The organism is Variovorax sp. GW821-FHT10B04 (genome assembly GCF_059415645.1).
The window spans coordinates 343,034-353,984 of sequence record NZ_JBWKNQ010000007.1; the positions used below are offsets into that span (position 1 = coordinate 343,034).

10 protein-coding genes are annotated in these 10,951 nt (G+C 64.9%); 7 read left to right on the plus strand and 3 right to left on the minus strand.

Annotated features, from left to right (window positions below):
* Positions 1–31: 31 nt before the first annotated feature.
* The 5 genes from AC07PZ_RS19525 to AC07PZ_RS19545 all read left to right on the plus strand — a co-directional run bounded on the left by AC07PZ_RS19525 (position 32) and on the right by AC07PZ_RS19545 (position 4,700).
* A complete protein-coding gene (locus tag AC07PZ_RS19525) occupies positions 32–1,027 on the plus strand; it encodes an ABC transporter substrate-binding protein (RefSeq protein WP_495296789.1) in 996 nt (331 codons plus the stop codon).
* 90 nt (positions 1,028–1,117) lie between these two features.
* Positions 1,118–1,963 carry an ABC transporter ATP-binding protein gene (locus AC07PZ_RS19530; RefSeq protein ID WP_495296790.1) on the plus strand — a complete coding sequence of 282 codons (846 nt, stop codon included), beginning with the start codon at positions 1,118–1,120 and terminating at the stop codon, positions 1,961–1,963.
* Positions 1,964–2,034: 71 nt separating this feature from the next.
* Complete coding sequence (locus tag AC07PZ_RS19535; RefSeq protein ID WP_495296803.1) at positions 2,035–2,793, plus strand: ABC transporter permease; 759 nt, start codon at positions 2,035–2,037, stop codon at positions 2,791–2,793.
* A 24-nt stretch (positions 2,794–2,817) separates the two neighbouring features.
* Positions 2,818–4,176 (plus strand): FAD-binding oxidoreductase, encoded by a 1,359-nt coding sequence (locus AC07PZ_RS19540; RefSeq protein WP_495296791.1) that lies wholly within the window; start codon positions 2,818–2,820, stop codon positions 4,174–4,176.
* Between the two features lie 74 nt (positions 4,177–4,250).
* Complete coding sequence (locus AC07PZ_RS19545; protein ID WP_495296804.1) at positions 4,251–4,700, plus strand: RidA family protein; 450 nt, start codon at positions 4,251–4,253, stop codon at positions 4,698–4,700.
* Here AC07PZ_RS19545 and lnt read toward each other — a convergent pair.
* The 3 genes from lnt to AC07PZ_RS19560 all read right to left on the minus strand — a co-directional run bounded on the left by lnt (position 4,685) and on the right by AC07PZ_RS19560 (position 7,977).
* Entirely contained in the window at positions 4,685–6,280 is a 1,596-nt protein-coding gene (gene lnt, locus AC07PZ_RS19550; protein WP_495296792.1) for an apolipoprotein N-acyltransferase, read from the minus strand. The two genes, AC07PZ_RS19545 and lnt, sit on opposite strands and share 16 nt — an antisense overlap.
* A gap of 7 nt (positions 6,281–6,287) precedes the next feature.
* Positions 6,288–7,166 (minus strand): CorC family transporter, encoded by an 879-nt coding sequence (locus AC07PZ_RS19555; protein ID WP_495296793.1) that lies wholly within the window; start codon positions 7,164–7,166, stop codon positions 6,288–6,290.
* An 82-nt stretch (positions 7,167–7,248) separates the two neighbouring features.
* A complete protein-coding gene (locus AC07PZ_RS19560; RefSeq protein WP_495296794.1) occupies positions 7,249–7,977 on the minus strand; it encodes a GNAT family N-acetyltransferase in 729 nt (242 codons plus the stop codon).
* A 215-nt stretch (positions 7,978–8,192) separates the two neighbouring features.
* On the opposite strand from AC07PZ_RS19560, the gene AC07PZ_RS19565 reads away from it, so the two are divergent.
* Together AC07PZ_RS19565 and AC07PZ_RS19570 are read left to right on the plus strand one after the other, a co-directional pair.
* Complete coding sequence (locus AC07PZ_RS19565; protein ID WP_495296795.1) at positions 8,193–9,884, plus strand: AMP-binding protein; 1,692 nt, start codon at positions 8,193–8,195, stop codon at positions 9,882–9,884.
* A gap of 5 nt (positions 9,885–9,889) precedes the next feature.
* Positions 9,890–10,816, plus strand: coding sequence for an MBL fold metallo-hydrolase (locus AC07PZ_RS19570; protein WP_495296796.1), 927 nt, complete (start codon positions 9,890–9,892; stop codon positions 10,814–10,816).
* Positions 10,817–10,951 lie beyond the last annotated feature (135 nt).

The window sequence follows — 10,951 nt, forward strand, 5'->3', positions numbered from 1 at the left end:
TTCTTCATCCCTTCCTCGAGAGGTTCACTCCATGCGCAAGCCCATCGCCTTCCGTCTCGCGTCCCTCGCGGGCGCCGCCGCGTTCGCCATCGCCGCTGCGGCCCCCGCACAGGCCCAGGACAAGTTCACCTACATGACCAACTGGTACGCGCAGGCCGAGCACGGCGGCTTCTACCAGGCGCTGGCCGAAGGCATCTACAAGAAGTACGGCCTGGACGTGAGCATCAAGATGGGCGGCCCGCAGGTCAACATCACGCAGATGATGGCCGCTGGCCAGGCCGACTGCATCATGGGTTCGAGCGACATCCAGATGATGCAAGTGCGCGAAGGCGGCGTGCCTGTCGTCACCGTGGCGGCGTACTTCCAGAAGGACCCGCAGGTGCTCATCGCCCACGAGGACGTGAAGAAGTTCGAGGACCTGAAGGGCAAGACGCTGCTGATCGGCGCCCAGGCGCAGCGCGGCTACTGGCCGTGGCTCAAGGCCAAGTTCGGCTTCACCGACGAGCAGACGCGCCCCTACACCTTCAACATCCAGCCCTTCGTGGCGGACAAGAATGCGGCGCAGCAGGGCTACCTGACCTCGGAGCCCTTCGCGATCCAGAAGGCCGGCGTGAAGAGCACCGTTCTGATGTTCAGCGACTTCGGCTTCCCGGCCTACGCGACCACCGTGTCGTGCATGGAAAAGACGGTGAAGGACCGCAGCAAGCAGATCACCGCCTTCGTGAAGGCGTCGGCCGAAGGCTGGAAGAGCTACCTGGAGAACCCGGCACCGGCGAACGCGCTGATCAAGAAGGACAACCCCAACATGACCGACGACCAGCTGGCCTACAGCGTCGCCAAGCTCAAGGAGATGGGGATGATCACCGGCGGCGACGCCGCCAAGCTGGGCATCGGCGTGATCACCGACGCGCGTTCGAAGGCGAGCTACGACTTCCTGGTGTCGGCCAAGCTGCTGGACCCGGCGAAGGTCGAACTGTCGAAGACGTACACCACCGAGTTCATCAAGGACGCCAAGGTCCTTCCCTGATGCTCGCCTCCGCAGGCGGATGCGTCCGCCTGCCGCCCTGACACACAGGGGCCGGTCGCCGAGATGCGGCCCCCTCGAAAGGCTTCCCGAATGAATCGCGTCGATTCCGCGCCCGGTGCACCGCTCGCACCGCCCGCTGCGCTGGCCCAGGCCACGCCCGCAGTGGAAATCCTCTCCGCCGAGAAGACCTACCCGAACGGCACGCAGGCGTTGTTGCCTGTGGACCTGACGATCGCCGAGGGCGAATTCATCACGCTGCTCGGCCCCTCGGGCTGCGGCAAGAGCACGCTGCTCAAGATGGTCGCCGGCATGCTGGAGCCCAGCGATGGCCGGCTGCTGGTCTGGCGCAAGCCGGTGCAGCAGATCGACGACAGCGGCCGCAAGATGGCCTTCGTCTTCCAGGCGCCCACGCTGATGCCCTGGGCCAGCGTGCAGACCAACGTGCGGCTGCCGCTCGACCTGGCCGGCGTGCCGCGCAAGGAGGCCGACGCGCGCGTGGCCGAGGCGCTCGCGCTGGTCGGACTCGACAAGTTCGCAGGCGCGCTGCCGCGGGCGCTGTCGGGCGGGATGCAGATGCGTGTGTCGATCGCGCGCGGACTGGTCACGCAACCCGACCTGCTGCTGATGGACGAGCCCTTCGGGGCGCTCGACGAGATCACGCGCCACAAGCTCGACGCCGATCTGCTCGACCTGTGGCGCAAGAAGAAGCTCACGGTGATCTTCGTGACGCACTCGATCCACGAGGCGGTGTTCCTGTCGAGCCGCGTGATCATGATGGCCGCACGGCCGGGCCGCGTGGTGGAGCAGTTCATGATCGACGAGCCCTATCCGCGGCACGCCGACTTCATGGTGTCGCCGCAGTTCAGCCGCTATGCCAAGCAGTTGCAGGACAGCCTGCTGCGCGCCAGCAGCGCTCACGAGGAAATCGCACCGTGAGCGGCCCGATCGCCAAATCGACCCGCGCCGCACCGGTGCCACTGCTGCGCCAGCCGCGCGTGCAGCGCGTGATGTACCCGCTGCTGGTCGGCGTCGTGCTGGTCGCGCTGTGGCAATGGATGGTCATCGCGATGGAGCTGCCGCCCTACCTGGTGCCCTCGCCGTACCTGATGATGGAAACGCTGGTGAAGGACTGGGTGCCGCTGGGCAACGCCTTGCTGGTCACGCTGAAGATCACCGTGCTGTCCTTCGTGCTGGCGACGGTGATGGGCGTGCTGATCTCCTTCCTGTTCGTGCAGAGCAAGCGCATCGAGACCGCGCTGTTTCCTTATGCCGTGCTGCTGCAGGTGACGCCGATCGTCGCGGTCGCGCCGCTGATCATCATCTGGGTCAAGAACCCGGTCGCCGCGATGACGGTGTGCGCCGCGCTGGTCGCGCTGTTCCCGATCATTGCCAACACCACGCTGGGCCTGCGCAGCATCGACCCCGACCTGCAGAGCTACTTCAAGCTCAACCGTGCGACGCGCTGGCAGCAGCTGGTGCGGCTGCGCATACCGAGCGCGCTGCCCTACTTCTTCGGCGGCCTGCGCATCTCCAGCGGCCTCGCGCTGATCGGTGCCGTGGTCGCCGAGTTCGTCGCCGGCACCGGTGGCTCGGGCGCCGGGCTGGCCTACCAGATCCTGCAGGCCGGCTTCCAGCTCAACATCCCGCGCATGTTCGCCGCACTGCTGCTGATCTCGCTCACCGGCGTCGGCTTGTTCGTGCTGATGGCGTGGCTCTCGAAACTGGCGCTCGGCTCCTGGCACGCGAGCGAAATCTCCCAAGACTGATCACTGGACACGACAGACATCACCATGAACGCACCCGCCTCCGTTTTCGAGCAGTTGCAGCTCGAACTGCCCGAACTCGACTGGATCACCGATCCCGGCCGCATCGCGCGGCTGTCGCAGGATTTTTCCTGGTTCAGCCCGGTACTGAAACGCCAGCTCGAAGACAAGCGCGCCGACCTGGTCGTGCGCCCACGCAACGAGGAAGAGATCCGCAAGCTCGTCAGCGCCTGCTTCCAGCGCAAGGTGCCCATCACCATCCGCGGCAGCGGCACCGGCAACTACGGCCAGACCACGCCGCTGGCGGGCGGCGTCGTGCTCGACATGACCGGCTACAACGCGATGCTCTGGGTGCGCCGCGGCGTGGCCCGCGCGCAGGCCGGCATCCGGCTCGGCGACATCGAGAAGGCCACGCGGCCGACCGGCCACGAGTTCCGTTGCATGCCGTCGACCTTCCGCAGCGCGACGCTCGGCGGGCTGTTCGGCGGCGGCTTCGGCGGCGTCGGCTCGATCAACTACGGCCCGCTGGCCGCGCCGGGCAACGTGCTCGGCGTGCGCGCGATGACGATCGAGGCCGAGCCGCAGATCGTCGAGCTGCGCGGTGCCGAGGCGCTGCGCATGCACCACCTCTGGGGCACGAACGGCCTGGTGCTGGAGATCGAAGTCGCGCTGGCGCCGGTCCATCCATGGCTCGAGACGCTGGTGACCTTCACGTCCTTCGACGCGGCGCTGGCCTTTGCCGACACGCTGGCGCGCGCGCCCGGCATCGACAAGCGCGAAGTGGCCTTCTTCGCCAGCCCGGTGCCGGACCATCTCGGCCAGCTCGCCGAATACCTGCCGAAGGGCTGCCATGCGGTGCTGTCGCTGATCGACGAAAGCGGCGAGCAGGCGATGAACGACATGGCCTCGGCACACGGCGGCACCGTGACCTACCGCCGCACGGCGGAAGAGGTGCAGAAGAGCAACCGCACGCTGGTCGAATTCACCTGGAACCACACCACGCTGCACGCGCTGCGCATCGACAAGACGCTGACCTATCTGCAGAGCAGCTTCACGCCGGGCGAGTACGTCCGGCAGATCACCGCGATGGAGAAGATGTTCGCGGGCGAGGTGATGATGCACGTCGAGTTCCTGCGCGGCATGGACGGCCTGCTGAGCTGCAGTGCGCTGCAGCTGGTGCGCTTCACGACCGAGGAACGGCTGAACGAAATCATCCGCCTGCACCGCGAGAACGGTGTGCGCATCAACAACCCGCACACCTTCATCGTCGAGGACGGCAAGGCCGGCGGCGCGCTGCCGCCGGAGATCATCGCGATGAAGAAGCGCTTCGATCCCGAAGGCCTGCTCAACCCGGGCAAGCTGCGCGACTGGCCGGTGGCGGCATGAGCGCCGCGCCGGGCCGCCCCGAGCAAGCTCGCGCCGAAGGTACGCCGGCGAGCGTTCAACCTGCGCCCGCCACCATGGGTGCGCCGATGGCCAATTACCTGGCCGCCAAGCGCGTCGGCGATTTCGTCTTCATGAGCGGCGTGGTCGCCGTCGACCCGGCGCGCCGCATGGCGGTCAGTTCGTACGACGACATTCCGGAATCCGCACGCGAGGCGCTCAAGCCGCTCGGCTATGTCACCGGCCAGATGTCGGTCGACGTGTTCGAGGCGCCGATCGTCGCGCAGAGCTGGTTCGTGCTGGAGCGCATCCGGCAGCTGGCGGCGGAACACGGCGGCACGATGGCCGACGTGGTGAAGCTGGTGCAGTACTTCCGCGACCTGCGCCACTACGCGCCCTACAACCGGGTACGCGGCCTGTTCTATCCGGGCGAGCCGCCGGTCAGCACGGTGGTCGAGGTCTCGCGCTTCCTGCCGGGCGACGCGCTGCTGGTCGAGGTCGAGGCGACCGCCTACCTGCCGCGCTGACGGCGCGCCAGCGCACCCACGGCGACGACCAGCAGCGCACCGATCCAGAGCGGCCAGAGCTGAAGCCGCGACACCCACCATGCATAGGGCGTGATGCCGCTGCGGCCTTCCACGTCCGCCACCAGCACGCCGCGCGTGAGCCGCGGCAGTGCGTGCGTCACGCGTCCGGTGTGGTCGATGACGACCGTGGCGCCGGTGTTGGTCGCGCGCAGCATCGGCCGCTGGAACTCCAGTGCGCGCATGCGGGAGATCGCCAGGTGCTGGTCGATCGCGATCGAGTCGCCGAACCAGGCGATGTTGCTCACGTTGAGCAGCAGTGTGGGCGCGGCGGCGCTGTCGCGGAAGTTGGCGCCGATCTCCTCGCCGAACAAGTCCTCATAGCAGATGTTCGGCGCAACGCGCTGGCCCTGCCAGATGAAAGGCGCCTGCGCCAGCCCCCCCTGGCCGAAATCGCCGAGCGGGATGTTCATCATTGCGGTGAACCAGCGGAACACGCCGGGCACGAATTCGCCGAAGGGAACGAGGTGATGCTTGTCGTAGCGGTAGGGCTCGGCGGCACCGGGCCGGAAACCGACGACGGAGTTCGTGTAGCCGTCGCGGCCCGACAGCGGCAGACCGACGATCGCCGCCTGCGTACCTTGCGCGTAACGGGCGGCGATGGCGTCCAGGTAGCCCGGCGGCAATTGCGATGGCAGCAACGGAAACGCGGTTTCCGGCGTGATCACGAGCGACGCTTTCGGGTCGCGCAGTTGTTCTCCGTACCACTGCAGCGCGGTCGCGACACCGCCGCCCGGAATGAATTTCTCGTCCTGCGGGATGTTGCCCTGGAGCAGGGCGACATCGATGCGGCCCCGCGATGCGTCGGCGGCCGGAGCCAGCAGCGGTGCGCCGGCGAACGGCAGCAGCAGGATCACGACGGCCACGATCAATGCGGCCACGCGCGGGCGTGCACCCTGGACGTCCGTCCCGCGTGCAGCGAGCGCAAGCAGCGCTGCGATGCCGGCGCTCACGGCGCCGATGCCATACACGCCCAGCCAGGGCGCATAGCCCGCCAGCGGGCCTTCGACGTGCGCATAGCCGCCAGCGCCCCAGGGAAAGCCGGTGAACCAGTGTCCGCGCAGCAATTCGCCAAGAGTCCACAGCGCCGCGAACGACAGTGCCGCCTGGAAGCGCCCGGACGGCGCCAGCCACACGAAGACACCACAGGCCGCGGCGTAATAAAGCGACAGCGCCGCCGCGAGCGCGAGCACGGCGACGGCCGCCATCCACGCCGGCAGGCCGCCGTAGGTATGCATCGAGATGAAGAGCCACCAGAAGGTGCCGCACAGCCAGGCCGTGGCGAACAGCCAGCCGTGGAGTGTCGCAGACCGCCAGGGCGCCGGATGTTCGGCACTGCGTGGAGCGCGCAGTGCATCCAGCTGCCAGACCAGCGCGGCCAGGGAAACGATCTGCAGCCACCAGAGCGGCTGCCCGTTCCACGGTGCGGCGATCGACAGCGCCTGCGCAAGCCCGGCGACGGCGAAACCCAGCATCCGCAGGCAGGCAAGAACAAGCGGCGGCAGGCCGCTGCGGGCGGCCATCACCGCCTCAGTCCGAAGCGCCGTTGCCGCGTGCCGGCGACACCTTGAACCAGCGCACTGCGCCGCCCTTGGTGTGCAGCACGACGAAGTCGAAGCCGCCGAGCGCGTGGTGCTCGCCCTTCTTCGGGACGTGGCCCATCTCGTGGGCAACCAGGCCGCCGATCGTGTCGAAGTCCTCGCTCAGCGCCTCTGCATCGAAAGTGATGCCGAAGGCTTCGGCGACACGGTCGATCGGGGTGTCGCCCGACACGCGGTAGGTATGGTCGGCCAGGCCGAAGATGTCGCCTTCGTCCTCGGCGATGTCGAACTCGTCTTCGATCTCGCCGACGATCTGTTCGAGCACGTCCTCGATCGTGATGAGACCCGCCACGCGGCCGAACTCGTCGATCACGATCGCAAGATGGTTGCGGTTGCCGCGGAACTCGCGCAGAAGGTCGTTCAGCCCTTTGCTCTCGGGCACGAAGGTCGCCGGTCGCAGCAGGGCACGGATGTTCAGGCCCGGCGCGCGCTGCAGCTTGAGCAGGTCCTTCGCGAGCAGGATGCCGATGATGTTTTCCTTCTCGCCCTCGTACACCGGAAAGCGCGAGTGCGCGGTGTCGATCACGACGTGCAGCAGTGCGTCGTAGGGCGAATCGATGTTCACCAGGTCCATGCGTGGCGCCGCCACCATCACGTCACCCGCCGTCATGTCGGCCATGCGGAGAACACCTTCGAGCATGACGCGCGACTCGGCGCCAATCACGTCGTTGTCTTCGGCGTCAGCCAGGGTTTCGATCAGCTCGTCGCGCGAATCCGGTCCGGGATGGATGAATTCGGCGAGTTTTTGCAAGAAGCTGCGTTTGTCTTCCCGTTCAACGGGCGTGCGATCAGGGTGAGGGTCGGCCACTGCGGGAGGGCGGAGTTGGGGAGCCCCGAGGATACCGGATTGGGATGTCGAGCCCGCGACGCGTGCCGCGGAGTCCCTTGGCTCAGGGCGCCGATTTGCTGCGCGCGCTGCGTATGCCGGTGCGCACTTCCTGCATGCTGGAGAGGAATGACCAGAACTGCTTGGCGCGCGCCTTCAGGTGGAAGTCGACCTGCGCGTAGTGCTGCAACGCGATCTCGCTCATCCGACTGTCGAGCGTGGCCGAAGGCAGCTCGAGATGCGCTTCCGATTCAGAACCGCTGCGAACGACGGTTGCGCCGGCCTTGCGGGCGATTCGCAGCATCGCCGCGTTTTCGCTCAGCGCATGGATGAACAGCATGCCGACACCTTCATTGCGCGCCACGACCACCGCACGCTCGAACAGACGGGCACCGTAGCCACGGCCGCGCGCATGCTCGGACACGGAGACGCCGAATTCGGCGCAGTCGCTGTGTTGATCCGGCGGTGCGAATGCCAGGTGTGCCATCGCGATGATGTCGAGCCGCCGGTTGTAGATGCCAAACAGTTCGTCGCGTTCGAAATCAAGCCCATCGGCGTAGCGCTGGACCTGCTCGTCCGATGCGGCGTAACCAAAGCGCAGATAGCGATCGTGCGGGCTCAACGCCATCAAATGCTCGGTGATGCGGCCGCGCTCGCGCGGGCCGATCGAGCGAATCGGAACCATCAACGGGGCGGGAGCCGAGGCTGCGCGCGACTCGGCCTCGACGATCGGCGCCTTCAGAAAGGAGCCGAAGCCGAGCATGTTTTGTAGAAATGCCTTGGCGGGATGCATGGGTCAAATATAAGGGTTTTCCCTAAACCAGCAAGAGTTGAATCTCACCAAGCAAAAAAACGCCGTGTTTTGGGCAGCTGCCACTATCAAACGTTGTGTCGGCGCATCCGCGGACAGGGATCTATCGCGCACGCGACAGTTGCGCACGCAGCCTAGGACAAGCCCGCTGGCGTCAGCTGCGGCGCGATTCGCACAATCGCGACACAGGAGATCGCATGCAGACATCCGTTTTGAAGAGCTACCCCGCTGGCGTTCCGCACGACGTCTATCCCGAGCAATATCGCTCGTTGGCCCAGATGTTCGACGAGTCGTTCCAACGATACGCTGATCGGCCCTTTTCAGTCTGCATGGAGCGCTGGATGTCGTATGGCGAACTCGATCGCCAATCGAAGGCCTTGGGAGCCTGGTTGCAGTCGCAAGGTCTTGCGCCCGGATCTCGCGTCGCGATCATGCTGCCGAACATTCCACAGTTCGCTGTCACGATGTGCGCAGTGCTCCGTGCAGGCTACACCTGCGTGAACGTGAACCCGCTCTATACCGCACGCGAACTGGAGCATCAACTCAAGGATTCAGGCGCCACGGCGATCGTGATCCTCGAGAACTTCGCCGGGACGCTGGAGCAGGTGATTGCGCGCACGCCTATCCAGCACGTGGTCGTTACGGCGATGGGGGATCTGCTCGGCGGCGCTTACGGTGCCTGGATCACGATCGCCGTCCGGCATCTGGTCAAGATGGTTCCTGCCTACAAACTGCCGTTGGACGGTGGGCGAACCGTCACGACCTTGCCGAAGGCATTGGAAACCGGTGCGTCGATGAAGCTTGCGGCCGACGGTAGCACGCTCGACTCGGTCGCCTTTCTGCAATACACCGGTGGTACGACCGGCTTGTCGAAAGGCGCCGTGCTCACCCACCGAAACATCGTGGCCGCCGTCCTGCAGGCAGAAGGCTGGTTCACGCCGGCGCTGGCAAAGGTCGGCGACCCGTCGAAGGTGAACAGCATCGCTGCGCTGCCGCTGTATCACATCTTTGCGCTGACGCTGTGCCTGCTGGCGATTCGCCAAGGCTCGCATCTCACGTTGATTCCCAACCCGCGCGATTTCGACAAGTTCATCGCCGTGCTCAAGAAGCGGCCGTTTCACATGCTGCCGGCCGTGAACACGCTGTTCAATGCGCTGTTGATGCATCCTGAGTTCAAGTCCATCGACTTCTCGACCTTGTACGTGTCGCAGGCCGGCGGCATGGCCGCATCGGAGGGTACGGCGAAGCGTTGGTTCGAAGCCACCGGTAGCGCGATGATCGAGGGCTGGGGCATGAGCGAGACCTGCGCGATCGGCACCAACAACCCCGTGATGAACACTGCTTTCACAGGCACGATCGGCCTGCCGCTGCCGGGCATCGAGATCGCGATCAAGGACGACGAAGGTCATTCGTTGCCCGATGGCGAGCCTGGCGAGTTGTGCATCAAGGGGCCCAACGTGATGACCGGTTACTACAACCAACCCGCGGAAACGGCAGCGGCATTCACGGCAGATGGCTTCATGCGCACTGGTGACATTGCCGTGATGCAGGAGGACGGCTACAGCCGCATCGTCGATCGCAAGAAAGACATGATTCTGGTCAGCGGCTTCAACGTCTTTCCGAACGAACTGGAAAACGTCATCTCGCTGTGCCCCGGCGTGGTTGAGTGCGCGGCGATCGGCGTACCAGACGAGAAGCAGGGCGAGGCAATCAAGGTCTTCGTCGTGCGAAGGGATGCCTCGCTGACTGAGGAGGCCGTCATGGCTTATTGCAGCGGGAAACTCACCGGCTACAAGCGGCCCCGGCAGATCGAATTCCGCGATGCGCTGCCGAAGACTAATGTCGGAAAGATACTTCGCCGACAGCTGCGCCCTGGAGCAACGGTCTGAACGAGATGCAAGCGGTGCAGCTGCCTGCGGGCATGCAAGTGTTCGAGCGCGGCTGGCTGTCGTCGAACAACATTCTTTTTACCGGTAAAGACCACACCACGCTGATTGACAGCGGCTATGTGACACACGCCGAGCAGACGCTGGCGCTGGTGGAGGCGGTACTGCACGGAAGGCCGCTGGATGTGCTGCTCAATACGCACCTGCACAGCGACCATTGCGGGGGCAATGCTGCTCTTCAAGCGCGTTATCCGGCAATGCGAACGGAGATTCCGCCCGGCGATGCCGACATCGTGAAGCGGTGGGACGAGGATGCCCTGAGTTTTCGATCGACTGGTCAGCAGTGCCCACGCTTTTGGATCGACGGGCTTTTGAGACCGGGCACTGAATGCTTACTGGGAGACCATCTTTGGGAGGTGCTGGCCGCGCCAGGCCATGACCCGCACTCTGTTATTTTGTTTGAACCGTCTAGCCGCACATTGATATCTGCAGACGCACTTTGGGAGAGCGGATTTGGTGTTGTATTCCCCGAATTGGTGGGGGAACAATCATTCGAAGAAGTCGCGCGGACACTGGATTTGATCGAGTCACTGGACCCAAGGTGCGTGGTACCCGGACATGGCAAGCCGTTCACCGAGGTTCAGACTTCGCTTGCGATCGCGCGGCGTCGCTTGAAAGACCTCTCATCGCATCCTTTGAAGCATGCGCGCCATGCATTCAAGGTACTGCTCAAATTCAAGTTGCTGGAGAGCGGCCAGCTAAATCGTGTCGAGTGGGAGAGTTGGTGCGAAAGAACGCCGTACCTGCGGCGGATTTGCGATCGATTTTTTGCTGAGAGAGACGTTTTGTCTGTAGCGAGAGAGGTTTTCTTGGAGCTGTTGGTATCGGGCTTGGCGCGTGAGGAAGGAGAGGTGCTCCTGGACAGTTCGAGGTAGTGGACCGGGCGTGGCGCACGGGTGGGTCTGATTGCCTGCTTGGGGGATGTGATTGTTTTTGCTTTTCGCAATAACAAAAGCCCCCTGCTCTTTCGAGAGGGGGCTTTTGAGGGCTGTAAGAGCCTGACGATGACC

What these genes read in the sequence shown, in the direction of transcription:
- AC07PZ_RS19560 (WP_495296794.1), bottom strand. Translation starts at nt 7,977, where the DNA reads ATGCATCCCGCCAAGGCATTTCTACAAAACATGCTCGGCTTCGGCTCC.
- lnt (WP_495296792.1), bottom strand. Translation starts at nt 6,280, where the DNA reads ATGGCCGCCCGCAGCGGCCTGCCGCCGCTTGTTCTTGCCTGCCTGCGG.
- AC07PZ_RS19570 (WP_495296796.1), top strand. Translation starts at nt 9,890, where the DNA reads ATGCAAGCGGTGCAGCTGCCTGCGGGCATGCAAGTGTTCGAGCGCGGC.
- AC07PZ_RS19545 (WP_495296804.1), top strand. Translation starts at nt 4,251, where the DNA reads ATGGGTGCGCCGATGGCCAATTACCTGGCCGCCAAGCGCGTCGGCGAT.
- AC07PZ_RS19525 (WP_495296789.1), top strand. Translation starts at nt 32, where the DNA reads ATGCGCAAGCCCATCGCCTTCCGTCTCGCGTCCCTCGCGGGCGCCGCC.
- AC07PZ_RS19530 (WP_495296790.1), top strand. Translation starts at nt 1,118, where the DNA reads ATGAATCGCGTCGATTCCGCGCCCGGTGCACCGCTCGCACCGCCCGCT.
- AC07PZ_RS19535 (WP_495296803.1), top strand. Translation starts at nt 2,035, where the DNA reads ATGTACCCGCTGCTGGTCGGCGTCGTGCTGGTCGCGCTGTGGCAATGG.
- AC07PZ_RS19540 (WP_495296791.1), top strand. Translation starts at nt 2,818, where the DNA reads ATGAACGCACCCGCCTCCGTTTTCGAGCAGTTGCAGCTCGAACTGCCC.
- AC07PZ_RS19565 (WP_495296795.1), top strand. Translation starts at nt 8,193, where the DNA reads ATGCAGACATCCGTTTTGAAGAGCTACCCCGCTGGCGTTCCGCACGAC.